This is a genomic window from Catellatospora vulcania, from assembly GCF_009720385.1.
Taxonomy (GTDB): Bacteria; Actinomycetota; Actinomycetes; order Mycobacteriales; family Micromonosporaceae; genus Catellatospora; species Catellatospora vulcania.
In genome coordinates, this window is record NZ_ML769311.1 from 80,470 (window position 1) to 101,167 (window position 20,698).

A 20,698-nucleotide genomic window follows, 5' to 3' on the forward strand; every position below is an offset into this window, starting at 1 on the left:
GACGATCCTCCCAGGATTCGTGTCGGATCGGCGGACCACGTGCTCCGTGAACTGAGTCCTGTTCCGCGCGCGCGTTCGCGATGGTTGCGCTCAGCGCTACCGCAGTTGCCTGCGGCCCTGGGTGTCGGCGTTCTGGTCGAGGTCGGCACGCAGCTGAGTGCGGGCGCGCATCAGGATCCGTCCGAGCATGTTCTTGCCGGTGCCACTGCGACCACGTCCCCAGTAGTGGTCGGTGCTGGTGTCCTCGACGATCTCGTCGTCGCCGGTGTCCAACAGGATGGCGCGTATGTCGATGTGGGCGGTGAACTTGGCCGTCACGGCCCGGCGCATCACGTCGTCTTTGACGCGTTCCCAGTCGCGGCGCAGCGGCCGGGACCGGTCGCGGCCCAGCTCCGCGGCCCGCAACGGGGTCGCCGTCCGCCGGATGAGTTCGGCGTGGCGGGTACCGGCGAACTTCTGGGCCTGGAAATAGTGCTCGGAGGTCGGCCACCGGTGGCCGTCGAGGTCGAAGCCGTGGTCGGAGAAGTTGGAGAAGCAGCCGTACGGAACCTCGTCGGCACCGTAGAAGTAGATCGTCATCTGGGCCTCGGAGCGGGAGTCGGCGATCTGCACCCTGTCACGGGCATCGACAGAGCGGTCGCCTGTGGCCGGAGGGCAGCGGGGTGGGTTCGCGCCGATGGCCGGCGGTGCGACCTGTGTGTGCTTACCACGTGGAGGAGCGACGCCACAGGCGGTTATCCGACGCTGTGCGGGCTGGCAAAGCTGGCATGATCCCAAATGTGAAGAGGATTGTTCGATGGCGAAGACCGGATGTGCGGATGTACGGACCGAGATCCTCAAGCTGACCGGAATGGACAGCTTCGGTGAGATGTAACGGCTGCCTGTTGCTGCAGCTCTAGAGCGGGTAGGCCTCGTCCGCGACGCGAACGAGGCTGCTGGCTCCCCGCCGTTGGCGCTTCCACCAGATGGATCGGCATGGCACGCCGACCCTGGGCGCTGGCTTTCAATATCGCGGGCATCGTGCTCGAACTCCGAGCGGGCGCCAAAGAACCGCGGTGACCCGGGTCATTGCACGATCGTGGTGCGGCTGGGAAACGAGCCTCGGTATCCTGCGTCCGCGCCGCGCCGGTCGAACTCGTCGCACAGGTACGTCTCCTGCACATACGCGGTGCTGCGATCCCAGATCGCGAAGATGTCCTGCTTCGTTCTCACCCGGCGGTATGCGTCCTTGACGCTGCGAAAACACGCCAACCCGCCGGACAGCGGCTGTCCGGCCGGCGAGTAGTCCGACCACGCGCACGAGATGCACGCCTTGACGTAGGAATCAGCCGGCAACTGACGATGGACGTCTTCGAGCGCGGTCTCGAAGGACCCGTGGGGCCGACCGGTTTCATACGCCGATCCGCCGACGTGCAACGCGACTGTCAACTCCTCGGCGTCGAGGCCACCGGTCGTGCGCACCGCATCGCCGAGGAGAAGCCGAAAGCGCAGGATGCCGTCCACCTCGACCCCGGCAGCGACAACCGGCAGCGGAACGTCCCACTCGATCACGCACGAGCACAACGAACCGGCATTGAGCTCGAAGGGGATTTTCGCTGCCTCGGCGGCGACCGGCTCCAACCAGTCGAAGTCCTCACCTGCGAACTCCACACCTCTGATGCGAAGTGTCAGTGATCGGCCGTCGCTGTCGATCGTGATCGGTTCCGACCCGTGTCGATCGTGGTACCAGCCCGACCACGAGACCATCCCGCCTCCTATAGCGAGTGCCGACCAACGGGCGGATCGAAAGTAGCCGCCGAACTCTCCGCGGAGGTCCGTGGCCGGGTGCGCGGCGTCAGGCGATGATCCTGTCGAGTAGTTCGAACGTCGGGTACGGCTGGTCGTGGTCGCCGAAGTGGCCGTCGTCGCGGACGATCTGCGTGCCGCCCAGCCGCTCGAACATCGCCCGTCCCTGCTTGTCGTCGCAGCCGTACGGGTCCATGCGGGAGTTGATGAAGTACAGGTCGCGTACGTGCGACTTGATCGCCGCCCAGTCGTAGTCCGGTTGCAGGACCGGTTCGTCGCCGGTGTTGGGCCGGGTGGAGTATCCGGCGACGAGAACCGCCTGGGCAACGGTCACGTCGATGTGCTGGAGAACGGCGAGCAGCAGCGCGGCCCCGCCCGAGTGGCCCACCAGCACGGTGTTCTCGTCGAAGCGGTGGTTGCCCAGCACCTTCGGCAGGAACGTGGCGATCGGCTCCGCGTTGACACCGGGATAGTGCGGGATCTCGACCGCGTACCCCCGATCGGCGAGTTGCCTGCCCAGCCACGGCAACCAGCAGACCTCGGGGTTGCCGCCCGTTCCGTGGAAGATGATCGCGTTGCGCTGCACAGGGCCGTCCTTCCGGTGTCGATGCTCAGCCGGCGCCCGTCAGGCCCGGCGACGTCCGCCGGGCAACGCTACCCGGCAGGTGGCGACCGGGTGGGGGCACCTCGCGATCACGATGGATCCTTCGCCGCTCGATGAGCCGGTCTTTGCGGGCGGCGCCCTTCAGCCGCTTCAGCACGGCACTTTGGTGAGGACCACGTGATCCTTGCGGACCTCGCCGACCATCGCGAATTCGGACCCGTCGACATCGCAGCAGAAGCGGAGGTCCCTGGAAATGTCAGCGCGCTGAGACGCAGGTAGTCGCGCATAGTCGTCAGCATGCTCGGCTGCGCCGTCCATGATGCCCGCGACCAGATCCGCCCGACCCGGCGCTGAGCCGTCGAGAAGGTCACCCAGGTGCCTCGCACAGGCCCAGTCCTCAGCGGTCCGCCCGGTGCAGACGATGGTGCGCGGACGGCCGGCGTGGTGGCTCACGATCCATCGGGCGGTGGCGGCGACATTCCGCGCTGACATCGCGAGCAGTGCCGCCGGGTCCGGACAGCGGGCGAGCCCGAGCGTGCCGTTCGAGGTCGCCTGGATCAGGCGTCGGCCGTCGACCTGCGCCGTCGACATCTCGAACGGCGAGTTCCCGAAGTCGAAATCGGCGGGCTTGAGCCCGTTGGCCTCGCCGACCAGCAGACGGTCCGGGTGTAGCCGTCGGAGGCCCCGGCCGACTTCGAGTGACGGCGCGCAGGCTATCTCTGTCACGCCGCGCTCGAAGGCGACCGCGGCCGTCGTGAAAGCCCGGATGACATCGATGACGACAACGACTCCGCCGGCCGGGATCTCGGCATCCATACCTACGATCGACACGGCACAGATCGTTCGCCGCAGAGGTCCGGCTCGCAAGGACATTCTCGCAGCGTGACCGGGGGCGTTGTAGTCATCGTCCGCAACTTGCGGCGGCCTTCAGCCGCTGCCAGCCCGTGACGAGGCGGGCGCCGTTGTCACGCAGGGACACCCCGAGCCGGGTGGCGGGCACCATGAGCGTCGCGGCCGCCGCGAACGTGTTCTGCTTGGGCCCGGTGAGCTTGCGGTGCTCGTACTCGTACGCCTCAAGCCCTTGCTCGGGGTGGTCGCGGTGCTCGGCCAGGGTCCGGGCGAGCGTGTACGCCCCTGCCATCGCCAGGCTCGACCCCTCGCCGAACAGCGACACCGACGACGCGGCGTCGCCGAGCAGCCCGATGCGCCCCCGCGACCAGGTGTCCAGGCGCACCTGGCTGACGGTGTCGAAGTAGAGGTCCCCAGCATCGCGTACGCGTTCGAGCAGCTCGGGCACGAGCCAGCCACCGCTCGCGTACGCCTGCTCGACGATGCGCTTGTGCTGGGCCGTGTCCCGGTGGTCGTAGCCGGGCACGGGCTTGCCGCGCCAGATGAACGCCGCGATGCCGCCGTCGCCGCGTACCGGATGAACGGAGGCGAGCCGGCCGGGCATGCCGTACAGCAGCACGTCGGTCGTCGGGTTGAGCTCGCGCTCGACGGGCAGGGTGGCGACGAAGAGTCCGCGGTGCGCGACGAAGTCCGACTCCGGCCCCCAGGCGAGCCTGCGCACCGTCGAGTGCTGCCCGTCGGTGCCGATGACCAGGTCGAACCGCCGGGGTGTACCCCGCTCGAAGGTGACGTCGACCCCGCTGCCGTCCTGGGTGAGAGCGGAGATCGAGTCGCCGTACACGATCTCGGCGCGGTCGGCCGCGGCGTCGGTGATGATCGCGGCCAGGTCGGCCCGGGGCACCTCGACCTCGACGGCATGGTTGACCGTCATGTCGACGCGGCTCTTGCGCCGTCCCTGCGCGTCGACGAAGACGAGGCCGGTGGTCGCGGTCGCCGCTGCCCGCAGCCGGGGGATCAGGCCCATCTTCTCGGCGACGGGGTACGCCGGGCCGCGCACATCGACGGGGTTGCCGCTGGACCGCTGCCCGGTGGCGCGCTCGACGACCGTCGGCGCGAATCCGTTGCGGGCCAGCCAGTACGCGAGGGTCGGGCCGGCCACGCCGGCGCCGGAGATGAGCACAGTGCGAGTCATGCTTTGACTGTATGACCAAATTTGAAATCTGGTCAAATGTTATCGTGCCGGTGTGGTTGCACGCACCGATCGCGAGACGAAGATCCTCGACGTCGCCGCCGACATGCTGGTCCGGCACGGCTACCGCCGCGTCACCATCGACGACGTCGCCGTCGCCGCCGGCATCGGCAAAGGCACCGTCTACCTGCACTGGAAGACGCGCGAGCAGCTGTTCGGCGCCGTGTTCGCCCGTGAGGTGCACGGCGCGATCGGCGACCTGGTGACCGCCCTGCGCGCCGATCCCGCCGTCGCGCTGCTGCACCGTTTCGCCGCGGAGTTCTTCCTGGCGATCCTGCGCCGCCCGCTGCTGCACGGCATGGTGATCGGCGACGTGCAGATGTGGGGCAAGCTCATCGGCTCCGAGGCCGGCTACGACGGCGGCCGGCACAACGCCATGATGGCGTCGTACCTGGGGATTCTGGCCGCGCGCGGCCTGGTGCGCACTGACCTGGCGGTGCCGGAGCTGACCTACGCCTTCCAGGCCGTGTACGAAGGCTTCATCTACGCCGAGCGCACCGCCGCTCCCACGGGCACGTACGAGGACCGGGCGCGTCTGCTCTCGACCACGGTCGAGTCGGCGTTCTCCCGGCCCGGCACTGCCGACGCAGCGCTCGCGGAGGAGGTCGCCGCGCTGCTGTCCGGCCTGGCGGCCTGACCCTGCGCCTGCGGTGACGGAGCCGCCGCCAACCGGCAGCGGCTCCGTCGCTACCTAGATGACGTGCTTGAACGTGGCCCAGCCGTTGCCGATCTGCACAGGAGCGGACAGCCCGGCCCCGTTGTGCGGGTAGTACCAGAGCTTGCCCGCGGAGTCGACGCCGAGGACGTCCGCAGCCCCGTCGCCGCTGAAGTCGACGGCGTTGACGTGCAGGAACGTAGCCCACCCGTTGCCGATCTGCACGGGGGTGGACAGCCCGGCCCCGTTGTGGGGGTAGTACCAGAGCTTGCCGGTCGCGTCGACGCCGAGCACGTCGGCGGCTCCGTCGCCGCTGTAGTCGGCCGCCGTGACTTGCAGGAACGTGCCCCACCCGTTGCCGATCTGGACGGGCGCGGACAGCCCGCTGCCGTTGTGCGGGTAGTACCAGAGCAGCCCGCTCGCGTCGACGCCCAGCACGTCGGCCTTGCCGTCACCGCTGTAGTCGGCGGCCATGACGTGCTTGAACGTGCCCCACCCGTTGCCGATCTGCACGGGGGTGGACAGCCCGGCACCGTCGTGGGGGTAGTACCAGAGCTTGCCGGTCGCGTCGACGCCGAGCACGTCAGCGGCTCCGTCCCCGCTCCAGTCGGCGGCCATGACGTGCTTGAAGGTGCCCCAGCCGTTGCCGATCTGGACCCGGGCCGACAGTGCCTGCCCGTTGTTCGGGTAGTACCAGAGCGCGCCTGCGGAGTCGACGCCGAGCACGTCGGCGGCTCCGTCGCCGCTGAAGTCGGAGACATGGTCGTGCCGGGCGGAGCCGCCGCCGCAGTTGTTGCTGGTGACGTTGCGGGCGGGGGAGACCGGGCCGTTGACGTAGATCGGGCCGGTCGACGCGCTGCCGTCGGAGGTGATGCCCGAGGGCGAGCCGTTGAAGTAGGCCTCGGTCTTGCCGCCGTCGCGGGTCACCTCGTAGTGCAGGTGCGGGCCGGTGGAGTTGCCGGTGCTGCCGACCCGGCCGATCTGCTGCCCGCGTGCCACGGACTGGCCCGAGCCGACCATCGGCGCCTCGATCATGTGCATGTACGTGCTTCGCCAGCCGCCGCCGTGGTCGATGATGACGTAGTTGCCGCCGCCGCTGCCCCAGCCCGCGAACGCGACGGTGCCGGCGGCCGAGGCCAGGATCGCGCGGCCGTTGCTGCCGCCGCCGGTCCAGGTCATGTCGATGTCGTAGTCGTCGTGGCCGCTGTAGGTGGCCAGCCGCCACGTCTCCCCGCACGGGAACGGCAGCTGGAACGCGGGCATCGGCCCGGCCGCCCGAGCCGGGCCGGCCCCGAAGGGCAGCATCGCGACCAGCGCGACGCACACGCCCGAGAAGGCGCGCGAAAGCTTTGCGTACAAGGGATGTGTCTCCTGTCAGGAGGAGGATGAAGGCCGCCGAGCATAGATCGATCGCCATACATCGAAGGCACATTCCGCGTACGTGGCCACCGGCCCGGAAATCCGGAGCACCCGGCCGGCCCGTTTCGCTAGCGTCCGGCTATGCGCCTCAGCCAGCACGTCTACTTCGCGTTGAAGTCCGAGGAGGTCACGGCTGCGGAGATGACCGCGCGGCTGGGCATCGAGCCCGACCGGGTGTCCGTTCGTGGCAGTCGCCTGGCACACGCGGTCGTGCCGAGGTGTCACATCTGGGAGGTCGCCTGCCGGGAGCCGGATCTGACCGTGGACGAGCAGATCGACCGCGTACTGGAGCGGCTGCTTCCCGCCGCGGATCGCATCGCTGAGCTGACCGCCGGGCCGGGCCCCGCCGAGGAACGCCCGATCGTCGGCGTCCTGCAGGTCGTCCGGGTCTTCAAGCCCACGGAAGAAGGAGACGAGGAGCCGGCCACTTCTGCACTCCAGGAGCCGCCCGAGAAGCGCAACCTGTTCGGCTGGCACCTCGATGGACGAGTACTCGACTTCCTGAGACGCACCCACGCCGAGCTGGACGTCGACGAGTACGGCCACTGACGGCAACCGGCGGGAGCTGCCGGGCACCCGGACGGCGCGGCGAGCGGCCGATGGCCGTCCAGGTCGGCGGCCGCCCTGCCGATGGGCCGCCTACACTGCACCGATGCCGCGCGACCTGCGAGACCTCCCGTGCCACTGCCATGTCTGCGACCCGCCCGCGGACACCGGCGAGCGCAAGCCCGCATCGTCGGTGACGTGCGGTCCCACGGCTGGCACGTGGTCGGGGTCCGCGAGGAGGACGCGACACCCGGGTGGGGCTACTCGATCGGCCTCTGGCACTCCTACCGCAGCCTGGAGCTCGCCGTCTTCGGCCTGCGCGCCGAGACGTGCATGCAGCTGGTGAACGCGGCCGGCGACCTCGTCCGCGACGGCCGCCGGTTCGCACCCGGCGACATGGTCGAGGATGTGATCAACAACTATCCACTGGCCGTCCGGCACATCCACAACAGCTGGTTCGGCGACCTGTTCGGGCAGGCGCTGACCTTCTACCAGCGCCCGCCGCTGGCGTTCCTGCAGCTGGTGTGGCCGGACAAGCAGAACCGCTTCCCCTGGGACGACGGGGTCGATGAGCACTGCCGAGACGTCCAGCCGCAGTTGTGGCTGCCGCATGACGAGCACCCGGACGGGCCGTGGCGGCGGCTGCGCGACGAGGAGCCGTGGCTGTTCACCGGCGGTTGCCCGGACGACATGGTGTACACGACGAAACGTGTCATGGCCGGGGAGTCGACCGTGACCGGGGTCGTGCACGACTCCGACGGCGACTGGCAGTTCCTCGACGGCGGCAGCACCGAGGAAGGTGACGCGGTCCTGGTCCACCTGCGGCACGTCGTCGAGCGGCAGCCGCACGTCACGGAGTTCGGCGACCTGCCGGTCGGGACCCAGTCCTGGCAGCAGCACGACGGCCGGTGGGCCCGGTTCCCGCACGTGGTCGCCGACGACTGAGCGGGGCTCCGGGCCGTCCGATGATGTTATGACCAATCTGGAATGCTGGACGGAGCAGGACGAACGCGTTCCGGGAGAGTGAACTGTCGCGATGCGACAGCACGCCTCTTCTGTCCGCGCGCCGCGACCCATAGCATTCTGGCCATGAATGCATCGAAGCTGACTCTGTTGGGCGGCAAGCGGCTCGCCGTGGCGCTGGCCGCCGCGGTCGCGGTGGCCACCGGTGTCGCCACCATGTCAGCTTCGGCAGCGGCCCCGCTGACGGTCGCCGCGGCACTGTCCGCTCAGGACGGCCGCTCCGCGACGGTCGCCGGGTACATCGTGGGGCAGCCGACGGCGACGAACACGGTGATCAAGTCCGGGTTCACCGGCGACACCGCGATCGCCATCGCCGACTCGGCGGCCGAGTCGAGCACCTCGCGCATGCTGTACGTGCAGGTCACCGCCGCCTACCGCAGCGCCTTCGGGTTGCAGAGCAACCCCGGGCTGATGGGGCGGCAGGTCACCGTCACCGGCACGCTGACGGCGTACTTCTCCCACGGCGGGCTCAAGGACCCGACCGCGATGAGCCTCAGCGGCGGCGGCTCGACGCCGACGCCCGCACCGAGCACGTCGACGGGACCTTACGACCCGACGTACTACGCGAACGCGCTCGGCAAGACCGGTCCGGCGCTGCGCACCGCGCTGCACAACATCATCAAGGTGCAGACGAAGATCACGTACGCGCAGGTCTGGGAGGGGTTGAAGGCCACCGACCAGGACCCCAACAACGCGAACAACGTCATCCTGATCTACAGCGGGCGCTCGCAGAGCAAGACCACCAACGGCGGCGGGGTCAACGACTGGAACCGCGAGCACGTCTGGGCGCAGTCGCACGGCGACTTCGGCACCGCGACCGGCCCCGGCACCGACCTGCACCACCTGCGCCCCGAGGACGTCACGGTCAACTCCACCCGCGGCAACAAGGACTTCGATCTGGGCGGCTCCGCGGTCGGCGAGGCCCCGGGCAACTACACCGACACCGACTCGTGGGAGCCGCGCAACGCGGTCAAGGGCGACGTAGCCCGGATGCTGATGTACATGGCCATCCGGTACGAGGGCGAGGACGGCTGGCCCAACCTGGAGCTGAACAACTCCACCAGCAACGGGTCGGTGCCCTACATCGGCAAGCTGTCGGTGCTGCTGCAGTGGAACCAGCAGGACCCGCCGGACACCTTCGAGAAGCGCCGCAACCAGGTCATCTACGCCAACTGGCAGGGCAACCGCAACCCGTTCATCGACCACCCGGAGTGGGCCGGCGCGATCTGGGGCTGACCGGTCAGCGGACCAGGCCGGCGATGAGGTTGATCGCCCCCGCCACGATCACCACCCCGAACAGGTACGCCACCAGCGCGTGCACCAGCACCGTCCGCCGCACCCGCCGGTCCCGCAACGTCGTGTCCGACACCTGGTAGGTCATCCCGATGGTGAACGCCACGTACGCGAAGTCGCGGTAGTCGGGCTGGTCGGACTGGTCCGAGCCGAACTGGATGCCGCCGTTCGGGGAGCGGAAGTACAGGTGCGCGTAGCGCAGCGTGAACACGGTGTTGACCACGACCCACGACACGAGCACCGTCGACCCCGCGACCGCGACGAACAGCCCGCGCAGCTCACCGCTGGACAGCCCGGCGAGCCGGAGCGCGACGAACACGCCGGTCAGGCTGGCCACGCTCGCCGCGAGCAGCAGCAGCGTCGCCGAGCCGCGGCTCTCGTCCTCGCGTACGGACAGCTTGCGGGTGGTGGACCCGCTCGCCCGCAGGATCATCGGCCAGGTGGCGAGCAGGAACGTCAGCGCCATCACGTTCCAGCCGCCGATCGCGGCCAGCTCCCAGGTCGTGACCATCGCCAGCCCCGCCCCCGCCAGCAGCCCGAGGCAGGCGACCACGGCCGCGCGCCGCAGCGCCGGGGCGTGCCAGCCCAGCCACCGGTGGTACAGCGTGGGGGACGGGACATCGGCCATGCACCCAGTCTCCACGAGCCGCCCCGCCGTCGCATGCGGACTCGGGCAGCTCAGGTCACTCCGCCGGGCGCACCGCGTACTGCGGGTCCTGCTTGGCGGTGTACATGGCCCGGTCGGCGCGGCCGAGCGTCGTCTCGGCGGACTCGCCGGGACGGCGCAGCGCGACCCCGACGCTGACCGCGCTGCCGTTGTCGCGCGCCGCGGCGACGAGGCGGTCGGCGATCCGGACGGCCTCGGCGCCGTCGCGCACCTCCAGCACCGCGACGAACTCGTCCCCGCCGACCCGGAACAGCTCGTCGCCCTGCCGCAGGCATTCACGCATCGCCGCGGCCAGCTCGACCAGCACCTTGTCGCCGGCGGCGTGGCCGAGCCGGTCGTTGATCTGCTTGAAGTTGTCCACGTCGATGACCAGCAGCGCGGTGCGCCCGGCCCGCGCCGCGGCGAGCCGCTCGGTGAACGGGCCGACGTGCCGCAGGCCCGTCAGCGGATCGGTCTCGGCGAGCGCCTGCATCTGCTGCAGCGTCCCGAGCCGGTCGTAGCATTCGGCGGCGTTGGCCATCAGCAGCTCCAGCACGGTGACCGTGCCCGGGTCCACGCGCATCTCCAGCTCGTCCAGGACCAGCATCGCCACCTCCAGCCGCGGATCGGGGGCCGTGCCGCGCACCGGGAACGCCAGCAGCGTGTGCACCCCGGCCTGCACGAGCGGTTCGAAGCCGCGTACGTCCTCGCCGTCGGGGTCGCCCAGGGTGCGCGAGGCCCCGTGGCGGCATACCGCGTCCACCAGGGCCGACAGCACGGTCGCCGGCAGCTCGGTGACCTCCGTGGGCAGGTCGCGGGTCCCGGCGGCGGTGAACGCCGCGCTCTGCCGCAGCGGGTGCCGCGGCTGGCCCGGCGGCGTGCTGCGCCGGGTCAGCACCGTCGCGCTGCCCAGGCCGGTGAGCTCGACCGCGGCGCGGCAGGCCATCTCGGCCAGCTCCACGCCGCTGTGCGCCGTGGCGAAGCCGAGGGTATGGCGCAGCAGCAGCTCCGCCCGTGACTCGGCGGGCGGGCCGCCCAGCTCGTCGATCCGCTGCCGGAGCCGCCGCCCGACCTCGGCGAGCTCCTCCGCCCACGTCGCCGGGTCGTCGACGACGTGGTCGAACTCGATGTTGACCACGCCGATGGGCAGGTCTGGCGGCTCGCTGAGCGGGGCGCAGACCACAGAGCCGACGGGGCGTCCGGCGTGCAGGCCCGCGTATGCGATCGAGGCGTCGTCTATCGCCGCTGGGCGGCCCGTGGCCAGCACGTGGCCGACGACGCCGTAGTGGCTCGGGACGGCGGTGGGTGCCTGCCAGGCGCCGCTGAACGCGACGACCGACAGCTGCCCGGGGCTGAGCAGCAGCACGTCGACCGCGGCCCCGGTGTGGCCGTGCAGCACGGACACCGCGGCGTTGCAGGCGCGCGCCACCGAGTCGCAGCCGGCCGCGACCTCCGCCACGTCGTCGATGACACCTTTGCTGAGCCGGCGACCCATCACACCCCGCCATGCCGCCCGGATCCCCGATGCCGAGGATCGGATCCAGCCTAATGCCGCATACCGGGTTGATCCCCCGTTTCGCTACTGCTGACGCTGGAGGCGCATGAGGTGCGGGTCGGCGTCGGTGACGGTCGCCTCGAAGAGCTGCCACATCACGGCCGGCGGCAGGTTGCGGTGCTTCGCGGCGCGGCAGCGCACCTCAAGATCCGGATCGTCGAGCATGGCGATCAGCTCGGCGGCGGTCGGGTAGGCCGGGTCGAACAGCTCGCGGATGTCCGGCACGGGATCGGCGGCCAACCGGGCCTTCTGCTCCCCGGTCAGCTTGTCCGAGTAGGTGGCCAGCCATCGGTGTTGCTCCAGCCCCGAGCGGGTGAACCGGTCGAGCGCGTCGGCGGGGAACTGCGGCCGTCGCATCATCGCCGCAGCGGTTAGCGCGGTGCCCATCGGGACCATGCGGACCAGCAGCTCGCCGGGGGCGTCGGGATGGTTCTCCGCGAGGTGCAGCCGCACGGTGTAGTCGTCGTCCTCGGCAAGCGCGGCCACGGCGTCCGCGGGCAGGTGCGGGCAGCACGCGGCGGTCCGCCGGAAGATCACGTGCGGCGACCGGGCGTATCGCGCCTGCAGCTCGACGTCCTCGCACCGCGCCGCCAGCCAGCCGACCGTGGGCACGTGGTTGTTGGCGGCGACCACCAGATCCATGCTCGTACGCAGGTCCTCCGGGGTGCTCTCGTTGCTGAACACCCGGATGCGCAGCTCCCGGCTGCCCTCTTCCGCGAGCCGCCGCAGCGCGGTGACGGGCGCGGCGGGGTTGTCCGCCAGCGCCCAGCGGACCTGGCCGTCCGGATCGGCAGCGAGGACGTCCGCTGCCGCAGGCGGCAGGTGCGAGTCGGCCGCCAACTGGCGGCGCACCTCGACATCGGGGCTGTTGGCGATCCGGACCGCGTGGGCCTCGTCGTACCGCGCTGCCACGACCGTGGTGGCCGGGTCGGCGACGAGCAGGGGGATCAACTCCGGCGGCGGGGTGCGGCCCGTGGCCGCCAGCGCCATGGCGATCGCCGTGGGCGTGCCGTCGGCGAGGATGCGCTGGTAGACGGCGTCTGCGTCGGTCCGGGTGCCGTATCTGAGGACGACGAGGTCACCCAGGCCCGGGTCGTCGGCGAGCAGCAGCTTGACGGCCACGGACACATCGTCGCGGCTGACGATGCCGTCACGGATGATGCGGCGGCGGTCCTTGCTGAGCGCGCGCCATGCCGCCTCGGACACGGGCATGCCCGCATAAGCCCGGAGCCACACTGCCCGCCGCACCTTGCCGTCGGGGTCGCCGGCCAGCGTCGTCACCGTTTCCGGCGGCGTGTTCTCGACCTCCGCCGCAGCCTCACGCAGCCTCGGATCCTGGTGGCGCGCCATGGTGTCGATCACCGACGGTGGCAGGACCCGGCCGTGGCAGAGGTAGCGGAGCGCGGACGGGTCGGCTCGCTCGATGATCTGGCGCACCAACTCCTCCGGAGCGGCGGGGTTGCACATCAGCGCGTGCAGGATCTTGCGCGTGCTCGGGATTACCCTGAACCGGCTCACAGCGACCGAGCCTAAGCCCCTCAGGGCACTCTCGCGACGGACCTACCCGGTCGGACGCCGGCACGCCGCTATGGTGCCAGGCTCGCCCGGGACGGTGCCAGTGTCGGCCGCTACCGTAACCACAGCAGTTATCCTGCGCTGATGCCGGGTACCGTGGAGCGACCGCTGCTGTTCCTCGATGTGGACGGACCGCTGATCCCGTTCGGCGTCACTGTGCAGCCGGGCGCGCACATCGAGCCGCCGCAGGACCCGAGCGCCGAGAAATTGCGGCACGACGCTCACCCGCTGCTGGCCCGGCTCGATCCCGAACACGGTCGCATGCTCGCCGCGCTGCCGTGCGAGCTGGTGTGGGCGACGACGTGGATGGCCGACGCCAACGAGGTCATCGGGCCGCGGCTCGGCCTGCCGCAGCTGCCGGTGGTGGACTGGCCGCACGAGGACGAGCCGGACGCCCGCCTGCACTGGAAGACCCGCGCCCTGGTCGCCTGGGCTGCCGGGCGGGCCTTGGTCTGGGTCGACGACGAGCTGACCGACCACGACCGCACCTGGGTGAGGGCGAACCACGCGGGCCGCGCCCTCCTGCACCGCGTGGACCCCCGCCGCGGCCTGACCCCCGCCGACTTCACCGCCATCTCCCGCTGGCTGACCGCCTGAAGGGCGAAGATCGCCGTCTCCGGTCGGAAAGTGAGGTCAGACCTCACTTCGTGACCGGAAACGGCGATCTTCGAACGAGCGCCGGCCTGCGGGAGCGCCGGCGGGGGCGGTTAGATGCGGTAGATGGCCAGGCCCATGATGGCGGGCTTGCCGTAGGCGCCGGTCACGTTGATGTTGAGGACGCCGTCGGACACCGTGACGGTGTACGCGCCGTTCTCGCGCCAGTGGCCGAGTGCCAGGTCACCGAGGTTGCTGGCCTTGAGGATGCCCTCCAGGGTGACGTTGAAGCGGCGGGTGTTGCCCTGCACCGACTCCATCTCCCAGACGTACACCTGGTAGGTGCCGTTGGCGACGGTCTGCGACATGGTGATCGTGCCGAGGTCCGTGCCGAGCAGGCCGGTGTGGAGCATGTCCACGGTGGCGGTGTCGGGCAGCGGGCTGGGCGTGACGGTGTTGGTGTGGGCGGTGCCGCCGCTGACCGTGAAGCCCGAGGACTGGGCAGAGGTCTGGCTGACCCACTGGTTGCCCTCGATGACGACGGCCGGTCCGTTGAGGTTGATGCCCTTGACGAAGCCGACGGCCGGGGGGCTGGTCGACGGCTGCGGCGACGGCGAGGCCGGCGGCGCGGACGGCGACGGTGAGGTGGTGGACCCGCCGGTGACGACGGCCCGGTCGAGGGTGACGACCGTGCCGGTGGCGCCGGCGTTCTTGGTGCCGGTGTTGCGGATCCGCAGCGTGTGGTTGCCCGCGGACAGCACCGGGCTGGTCCACACCGCCACGTCGCCGGTCTTGGTGGCGGCGTAGAGGTCGACGTTCACCTCGGTGCCGCCGTCGATCGACACCGCGGCGATGCCGTGGCTCGCACCGGTGACGGCCCGGTAGACGACCCGGGTGCCGTTGAAGGCCAGGGTGGCCGTCTCACCGGCGTTGAGGCTCCAGCTCTGGCTGGCGTTGTAGAACACCGCCGGGCTGGTCTCGTTGCAGGCGGTGCAGTGGACCCAGCCGCTGTAGTTCCACTGGTTCTGCCCGGTGCCCTGGACCGAGTCGTCGACGTTGACCGTGCCCGGAGGCTGCGGCGACGCGCTCGGCGACGGCGACGGGGAGGCCGGGGGAGAGGCCGGTGGCGACGACGACGGCAGGACGCCGCCGTTCTTCGCGATCAGGCGGGCGGCCTGGGTCGCGAACATCTGGTACGCCGGGTCGTACTGCGCCTTGGACGTGTCGGTCTCGCCGTAGATGGAGAAGCCTTCACCGTTGTCGGGCGGCCAGATGAACGTGGCCGGGTTGACATTGTCGTCCTGCGGGTGCGGTTTCGTGGCCGGGGGCACGACCTTGCCCTCGACCCGCCAGGACAGCCAGCCGGCGCAGTCGTTGTTGTTGTAGATCGTGTCGGCCCAGCCGCTGTAGATGCCGGACCGGGTGACCTTCTCCGCCGCGCTGCGCGCCGGGTAGGCGAACTCCTGCATGAGCACAGGTTTGTTGCTCGCCACCGCCGTCGCGCAGTGCTGGTTGATCAGGCTGTTGACCTGCGCGGGGGTGAGGTTGTGGTACGTCGGGTAGGTGTGCCAGGTCTGGAAGTCGATCGCCGGCACGTTGGCGGCCTCGGTGTTCGGGTCGGAGCCCGCCTGCCCGCCGTAGAAGCCCTCGCTGCCGGTGGTGACCAGCTGCTGGGCGCCCTGGGCCTTGATGTACGACGCCATCTCCTGGTACCAGCCCTGGGCCAGGGACACCGAGCTGATCTCGGGCTCGTTCATCAGGTCCCAGGCGAAGATGGTCGGGTCGTCCTTGTACTTCACACCGGTGATGCTGTTGGTGCGGTTGAGCACGAAGTTGACCCAGTCCTTGTACAGCTGCTTGGTGCGGGGGTCGCTGTAGAAGAACGTGTAGCGCTGCGCGTGGCTGGACCCGTTGTAGCCCGGGATGTACCACGAGTTGATCTGCTGGGTGCCGCCCGCCCACTGCCAGAAGTCCATCATCGCGATGTTGAGCTTCAGGCCGAGCTCGCCGGCCTTGGCGATGACGTAGTCCCAGCGCCCGAGGCCGTTGGTGGTGCTCGGGTTGAAGGCGTACGTGTTGGTGGCGGTGTCCCAGTAGATCAGGTACGTCCCGTGCATGCCCATGTTGGACGCGTCACCGGTGCTGGCGGGGTTCCAGATGTGCGGCTTGGTGGTGCCGTCCAGCGACCCGGTGACCGAGTGCAGGATGCCGCGTACGACGTTGTAGTTGCTCGCGTCGGCGTAGCCGAGCACCGAGTCGACCTCGGCGCGGGTGCCCCAGCCGAGGTAGTGGCTGTTGGTGCCCGCAACGTAGAAGGGCTTGCCGTCGAGCATGAACTTGGTGCCCGACGTGGTGACGAAGCCGGGGGCGGCGTTCGCCTTGTTGCCGACCATCAGTGGTAGTACCACGGCGAGGACCATCGCAATCACGAGCGGGATGGTGAGCCGGTTGAGCCGAAGAGCTTTCATGCAGGTCTCCTACCTGGTCTCTCCTGGTGCTCTGGGGGAGCGCCGCGTCCGGGGCCGGGCGCCCCGAACGCGACGTGCTTCGATTAATGCGCATCTTTAAACCAATACGGACACAGGCGTCCCCGGGTCCGGTTCTTGCTACGCCCGTCAGCCGGCTGCGGGCGGGTCCAGTGGTGGGATGGCGTTCGCGGCGATGACCTGCCGGAACCAGTGGCCGCTGTTCTTGATCGTGCGCTGCTGGGTGTCGCGGTCGACGTGGATGAGGCCGAAGCGCTGGCTGTAGCCGTACACCCACTCGAAGTTGTCGATCAGGGACCACATCACGTAGCCGCGCACGTCCACGCCGTCGGCGATGGCGTCGTGCAGGGCGGCCAGGTGCGCGTGCAGGTAGGCGACGCGGCCCGGGTCGTCGACGCGGCCGTCGGGGCCCACCTGGTCAGGGGAGGCCACCCCGTTCTCGGCGATGACGATCGGGATCGGGCCGTAGTCCTGGCGGATGCGGTTGAGCAGCTCGCGCAGGGCGCCCGCGTCGACGACGCCGTGGATGGTGGACGGCCCCTCGGCGGGCGCGATGTGCACCAGGCCGTCGCTGCCGACCCAGCGGTTGTAGGGGTCGGCGGGGCCGGGGCCGCCGGCGACGTACAGCGGCGTGTAGTAGTTCACGCCCAGCAGGTCGATCGGTGCGCTTGCCGTGGCGAGGTCGCCGTCGTGCACGAAGCCCCAGTCGGTGATGTGCGCGGTGTCGGCGATCAGGTCGGCCGGGTACTCCCCGCGCAGCAGCGGGTCGAAGAAGATGCGGTTGCGCAGCGCGTCGGCCCGGCGTACCGCGTCGCGGTTCTCGGGGGTGTCCACCGGGGTGCGGACCGGGGCCGGGTTGAGCGCGACGGAGACCTGGGCGCTGGCCGGCAGCGCCGCGCGCAGCGCCTGCACGCCGAGGCCGTGGGCCAGGTTGAGGTGGTGGGCCACGGTCAGTGCGGTGGCGTCGTCGGCGACGCCGGGGGCGTGGATGCCGGAGGCGTGGCCGAGGAAGGCGGTGCACCACGGCTCGTTCAGCGTGATCCACAGTGGCACCCGGTCGCCGAGGCGCTGCGCGACCAGCGCGGCGTAGTCGGCGAAGCGCTCGGTCATGTCCCGGTTCGCCCAGCCGCCCGCGTCCTGCAGCACCTGCGGGTGGTCCCAGTGGTAGAGGGTCAGCATCGGCTCGACGCCGTTGGCGAGCAGCTCGTCGACCAGCCGGGAGTAGAAGTCCAGGCCCTTGGCATTGGCCGGGCCGCGCCCGTCGGGCTGCACCCGCGGCCACGACACCGAGAACCGGTAGGTGGTCAGGCCCAGCTGTGCCATCAGCGCGACGTCGTCGCGGTAGCGGCGGTAGTGGTCGACGGCGAGGTCGGCCCGGTCGCCGTTGTCCACCCGGCCGGGGACGGCGGTGAAGGTGTCCCAGACCGACGGTGTGCGCCCGTCGGCGTCCAGGGCGCCCTCGACCTGGAACGCCGCGGTAGCCGCGCCCCAGCGGAATCCCGCGGGGAATTCCGGAGGTGCATGGCGGCGGTCGGGCGCGGTCTCCGTGGGGGCGGTCATCGGCGGCACTCCTTGCGGGTGTGGGCCCTGTCGGGCGGGGTCAGCGCGTGCGGTAAACCCCGGTGCTGCCGCGCGGCAGCAACCGGTAGGGCTCGGCGGGCTGGGAGTCGGCTCCCGGCCCGGCCTCGATGGCGGCGAAGAGCATGCGCGCCGCCTGCGCGCCCCGGCCCGGGATGTCGTGGGCCAGCGCGGTCAGCTTCGGGTTGACCAGGCGGCACAGCCGGGAGTCGTTGAACGCGACCAGGGACAGCTCGTCCGGCACGGACAGACCCATCTCCAGCGCCACTTCGAGTCCGGTCACCGCGGTCAGGTCGGTGTGGTAGATGATCGCGGTCGGCCGGTCCGGTGAGGCCAGCAGCCGCCGGGTGGCCTGCGCGCTCTCCTCGTCGGAGAAGTCGGCCCGCACCGTCACCGGCTCGGGCAGGCCGCGCAGGCGGCACACCTCGTGCAGGGCGGTGGTGCGGTCCACGATGTGGCGCATGTTCGGGTCGCCGGCCACGTGGGCGAGGCGGCGGTGGCCGAGCGCGGCGAGGTACTCGACGACGTCGGTCATGCCGGCCGCGTCCTGCGACCAGATGCTCGGCAGCGTTCCGGTTCCGGCCGGGCCGCCGATGACGACCGCGGGCAGGTGCAGGTCTTCCAGCACGCTGACGCGCGGGTCGTCGTCGCGCAGGTTGAGCACGATGACGCCGTCGACCCGGTGTTCGGCCCACCAGCGGCGGTAGGTGGCGATCTCGGCTTCGGTGTCCTCGACGACCTGCAGGTTGAGGCCGCAGGAACGGGCCGACAGCTCGGATTCCAGGCCGCTGATCAGTTCCATGGTGAACGGTTCGGCCCCGAGCAGCCGCGCCGGCCGTTGCAGGGCGAGGCCGATGGCGCCGGCCCGGCCGCCGCGCAGGGCGCGGGCCGCGCTGTGCGGGCGCCAGCCCAGTTCGGACGCCACAGCGAGGACCCGCTGGCGGGTCTCCTCGGAGACGCCGGGCTGGTCGTTGAGCGCGAACGAGACCGCCGAGCGGGAAACCCCTGCGCGGCCGGCGATGTCGGCGATGGTCGGGCGCTTCACGGCCGTCCTCCGTTCCGCATGGGCAGCTCCCTGGTGGTTGCTACTAAACCGATTTCGTTACGGACCGGGACAGTAGCAGCGCGCTCCGTCGTGCGGAAGACCCCGGTCGATCCGCTCCGAGCACGGGCGGATCTGTTGTGACACAGCAAATAGCGGCTCATCTGCGACGATGCTCCTCTGGAGACGTGACGGAAAAGTTTCCGGCGTAACACGGTGTTGACGTACCTGCGGGCGCGGGCTATGGTCCCGGTCACTGTTTCGATTTAGTTCGACATCGCGTCTTGATGGATCGCGACAGGGCCGCCGGGGTTCGCACCCCGGGGGTCCGCACGATGCCGGCCGGACGCAACGCTTCCGCACCTCTCCACGCGCATCGCACCTCACAGGAGTTCACTATGGAGCATGCTCGATCCAGGACGTTCCGCCGGAGGCCCGGCGTAGTCCTGAGCGCGCTGCTGTTGGCCGCCTCGCTCGTCACGGCGGCCTGTGGCACGGCTGACGAGCCCGAGGCCGAAAGCGGCCCGGTCACCATCAGCTGGGGCTGGTGGAGCAACACCCCCGAGAAGGACGCGCTCTACCGCAAGTGGCTCGACGGCTTCGAGGCGGCCAACCCGAACATCAAGATCAAGTCCGAGTTCCTGCCCTGGGACGCGTACTGGGACAAGGTGAAGACCACCACCGCCGGCGGCAACGCCTACGACGTGGTCGGCCTGTGCTCCTGCTTCGCGGCGTCGTACTTCGACAACGAGGTCTTCGCCGACCTCAAGAAGATGGACGACTACTCCGGCGCCATCAAGGGCGCCCAGCCCGGCCCGGTCGGCGTCTTCGGCTGGAAGGACAAGCAGTACGCGATGCCCGTCGGCATCTCCGTGCCGCTGGTCGGCTACAACAAGGACCTGTTCAAGGCGGCCGGCGTGGCCGAGCCCGACCCGGCCGTGCCGATGACCCTCGACGCCTTCAAGGAGATGGCGAAGAAGCTCACCAAGGTCAACGGTTCCGGCAAGGTCACCCAGTACGCCCTGCACCCGGGCAGCCTGAACTTCTGGGAGTCGCTCATCGCGATGCGCGGCGGCTCGATGTACGACAGCTTCGTCAGCCCGACCAAGGTCACCGTGAACAGCCCGCAGGGCATCGCCGGCCTGGCCGACTACGCGAGCCTGTTCACCGACAAGATCGTGCCGCCGATCGACGAGCAGCGCGAGAACCAGTGGCTCAACGGCGACCTGGACAGCCTGCGCACCGGCAAGGTCGCCATGGCCCGCGTCGGTCCCTGGAACTTCGCCGACATCGCCGCCAAGTCCCCGAACATCGGCGTCTTCCCCCTGCCGAAGGTCGGCGACAGCCTGGTCCTCTACTCCGGCGCCAATGGGTACGCGATCTCCGCCGAGAGCGAGCACCAGAAGGAGGCCTGGGCGTTCCTGAAGTGGATGCTCAAGACCGAGAACCAGGTCGAGTTCGCGAAGTTCAGCGACGTGCCGGTCGACGCCGAGGCGCTGAAGAAGCTGCCGGACTTCATCACCCCCAAGGAGTTCGGCCCGACCCTGCTGGCCTCCGTGCCGGCCTTCCGCCCCGGTCTGCTGACCGTGAAGGAGGAGCTGGGCAAGGACGTCGGTCTGATCATCGACGACCTGGGCCGCGGCAAGCTCACCCCCGAGCAGGCCGCCGCCGAGATCGAGAAGAAGGGCAACGCGCTGCTGGCGCAGTAGCCTGACCGGCCGGTGCGGCCCCGTGGACTCACGCGGGGCCGCACCCGCCGGGCCCCGGCCCCCCCCCGGGGGGCCCGCCCACCCCCAAGC

At 70.2% G+C, this 20,698-nt stretch carries 18 protein-coding genes; 6 read left to right on the top strand and 12 right to left on the bottom strand.

Translation table 11 applies throughout. The features are described 5' to 3' along the window. Nucleotides 1–96: 96 nt before the first annotated feature. The 5 genes from F6W97_RS18910 to F6W97_RS18930 form a co-directional block, all read right to left on the bottom strand. Nucleotides 97–612 (bottom strand): NADAR family protein, encoded by a 516-nt coding sequence (locus F6W97_RS18910; RefSeq protein WP_230686801.1) that lies wholly within the window; start codon nt 610–612, stop codon nt 97–99. 453 nt (nt 613–1,065) lie between these two features. Further along, a complete protein-coding gene (locus F6W97_RS18915; RefSeq protein ID WP_155371690.1) occupies nt 1,066–1,746 on the bottom strand; it encodes a DUF6304 family protein in 681 nt (226 codons plus the stop codon). 88 nt (nt 1,747–1,834) lie between these two features. After that, nucleotides 1,835–2,371 carry an RBBP9/YdeN family alpha/beta hydrolase gene (locus tag F6W97_RS18920; RefSeq protein WP_155371691.1) on the bottom strand — a complete coding sequence of 179 codons (537 nt, stop codon included), beginning with the start codon at nt 2,369–2,371 and terminating at the stop codon, nt 1,835–1,837. 168 nt (nt 2,372–2,539) lie between these two features. Then, entirely contained in the window at nt 2,540–3,205 is a 666-nt protein-coding gene (locus tag F6W97_RS18925; protein ID WP_196279226.1) for a 2-phosphosulfolactate phosphatase, read from the bottom strand. Nucleotides 3,206–3,290: 85 nt separating this feature from the next. Next, complete coding sequence (locus F6W97_RS18930; protein ID WP_155371693.1) at nt 3,291–4,430, bottom strand: FAD-dependent monooxygenase; 1,140 nt, start codon at nt 4,428–4,430, stop codon at nt 3,291–3,293. Between the two features lie 52 nt (nt 4,431–4,482). Between F6W97_RS18930 and F6W97_RS18935 the strand changes: the two genes are divergently transcribed. Beyond that, nucleotides 4,483–5,124: a TetR/AcrR family transcriptional regulator gene (locus tag F6W97_RS18935; protein WP_230686802.1), complete on the top strand. Its 642-nt coding sequence runs from the start codon at nt 4,483–4,485 to the stop codon at nt 5,122–5,124. A gap of 54 nt (nt 5,125–5,178) precedes the next feature. Here the strand turns inward: F6W97_RS18935 and F6W97_RS41275 are convergent, their stop codons facing one another. After that, entirely contained in the window at nt 5,179–6,501 is a 1,323-nt protein-coding gene (locus F6W97_RS41275; protein ID WP_155371694.1) for a peptidoglycan DD-metalloendopeptidase family protein, read from the bottom strand. 141 nt (nt 6,502–6,642) lie between these two features. Here F6W97_RS41275 and F6W97_RS18945 point away from each other — a divergent pair, with 141 nt between their 5' ends. The 3 genes from F6W97_RS18945 (at nt 6,643) to F6W97_RS18955 (ending at nt 9,366) form a co-directional block, all read left to right on the top strand. Next, nucleotides 6,643–7,110 (top strand): DUF4279 domain-containing protein, encoded by a 468-nt coding sequence (locus tag F6W97_RS18945; RefSeq protein WP_155371695.1) that lies wholly within the window; start codon nt 6,643–6,645, stop codon nt 7,108–7,110. Between the two features lie 195 nt (nt 7,111–7,305). Then, entirely contained in the window at nt 7,306–8,052 is a 747-nt protein-coding gene (locus F6W97_RS18950; protein ID WP_196279227.1) for a DUF4262 domain-containing protein, read from the top strand. A gap of 144 nt (nt 8,053–8,196) precedes the next feature. Beyond that, nucleotides 8,197–9,366: an endonuclease gene (locus F6W97_RS18955; protein ID WP_155371697.1), complete on the top strand. Its 1,170-nt coding sequence runs from the start codon at nt 8,197–8,199 to the stop codon at nt 9,364–9,366. Between the two features lie 4 nt (nt 9,367–9,370). Here the strand turns inward: F6W97_RS18955 and F6W97_RS18960 are convergent, their stop codons facing one another. The 3 genes from F6W97_RS18960 to F6W97_RS18970 all read right to left on the bottom strand — a co-directional run bounded on the left by F6W97_RS18960 (nt 9,371) and on the right by F6W97_RS18970 (nt 13,142). Next, a complete protein-coding gene (locus F6W97_RS18960) occupies nt 9,371–10,051 on the bottom strand; it encodes a DUF1345 domain-containing protein (protein WP_155371698.1) in 681 nt (226 codons plus the stop codon). A gap of 55 nt (nt 10,052–10,106) precedes the next feature. Further along, nucleotides 10,107–11,528: a GGDEF domain-containing protein gene (locus F6W97_RS18965; RefSeq protein WP_155371699.1), complete on the bottom strand. Its 1,422-nt coding sequence runs from the start codon at nt 11,526–11,528 to the stop codon at nt 10,107–10,109. A 120-nt stretch (nt 11,529–11,648) separates the two neighbouring features. Continuing rightward, nucleotides 11,649–13,142, bottom strand: a complete 1,494-nt coding sequence (locus F6W97_RS18970; protein WP_155371700.1) for a hypothetical protein — start codon at nt 13,140–13,142, stop codon at nt 11,649–11,651. Between the two features lie 141 nt (nt 13,143–13,283). Here F6W97_RS18970 and F6W97_RS18975 point away from each other — a divergent pair, with 141 nt between their 5' ends. Next, nucleotides 13,284–13,796, top strand: coding sequence for an HAD domain-containing protein (locus tag F6W97_RS18975; RefSeq protein WP_155371701.1), 513 nt, complete (start codon nt 13,284–13,286; stop codon nt 13,794–13,796). Between the two features lie 110 nt (nt 13,797–13,906). Here F6W97_RS18975 and F6W97_RS18980 read toward each other — a convergent pair whose 3' ends face one another. From F6W97_RS18980 to F6W97_RS18990, 3 genes are all read right to left on the bottom strand, one after another. After that, nucleotides 13,907–16,261 (bottom strand): glycoside hydrolase 5 family protein, encoded by a 2,355-nt coding sequence (locus F6W97_RS18980; RefSeq protein ID WP_155371702.1) that lies wholly within the window; start codon nt 16,259–16,261, stop codon nt 13,907–13,909. A gap of 147 nt (nt 16,262–16,408) precedes the next feature. After that, nucleotides 16,409–17,839: a GH1 family beta-glucosidase gene (locus tag F6W97_RS18985; protein ID WP_155371703.1), complete on the bottom strand. Its 1,431-nt coding sequence runs from the start codon at nt 17,837–17,839 to the stop codon at nt 16,409–16,411. A gap of 40 nt (nt 17,840–17,879) precedes the next feature. Then, entirely contained in the window at nt 17,880–18,902 is a 1,023-nt protein-coding gene (locus tag F6W97_RS18990) for a LacI family DNA-binding transcriptional regulator (protein WP_155371704.1), read from the bottom strand. Nucleotides 18,903–19,297: 395 nt separating this feature from the next. On the opposite strand from F6W97_RS18990, the gene F6W97_RS18995 reads away from it, so the two are divergent. After that, on the top strand, nt 19,298–20,608 hold the full coding sequence (locus F6W97_RS18995; protein WP_196279228.1) for an ABC transporter substrate-binding protein: 1,311 nt from the start codon (nt 19,298–19,300) through the stop codon (nt 20,606–20,608). Nucleotides 20,609–20,698 lie beyond the last annotated feature (90 nt).

Excerpts from the sequence above, each read along its gene's own strand:
- F6W97_RS18945 (WP_155371695.1), top strand. The coding sequence starts at position 6,643 with ATGCGCCTCAGCCAGCACGTCTACTTCGCGTTGAAGTCCGAGGAGGTC.
- F6W97_RS18930 (WP_155371693.1), bottom strand. The coding sequence starts at position 4,430 with ATGACTCGCACTGTGCTCATCTCCGGCGCCGGCGTGGCCGGCCCGACC.
- F6W97_RS18975 (WP_155371701.1), top strand. The coding sequence starts at position 13,284 with ATGCCGGGTACCGTGGAGCGACCGCTGCTGTTCCTCGATGTGGACGGA.
- F6W97_RS18980 (WP_155371702.1), bottom strand. The coding sequence starts at position 16,261 with ATGAAAGCTCTTCGGCTCAACCGGCTCACCATCCCGCTCGTGATTGCG.
- F6W97_RS18955 (WP_155371697.1), top strand. The coding sequence starts at position 8,197 with ATGAATGCATCGAAGCTGACTCTGTTGGGCGGCAAGCGGCTCGCCGTG.
- F6W97_RS18925 (WP_196279226.1), bottom strand. The coding sequence starts at position 3,205 with ATGGATGCCGAGATCCCGGCCGGCGGAGTCGTTGTCGTCATCGATGTC.
- F6W97_RS18915 (WP_155371690.1), bottom strand. The coding sequence starts at position 1,746 with ATGGTCTCGTGGTCGGGCTGGTACCACGATCGACACGGGTCGGAACCG.
- F6W97_RS18995 (WP_196279228.1), top strand. The coding sequence starts at position 19,298 with ATGGAGCATGCTCGATCCAGGACGTTCCGCCGGAGGCCCGGCGTAGTC.
- F6W97_RS18960 (WP_155371698.1), bottom strand. The coding sequence starts at position 10,051 with ATGGCCGATGTCCCGTCCCCCACGCTGTACCACCGGTGGCTGGGCTGG.
- F6W97_RS18985 (WP_155371703.1), bottom strand. The coding sequence starts at position 17,839 with ATGACCGCCCCCACGGAGACCGCGCCCGACCGCCGCCATGCACCTCCG.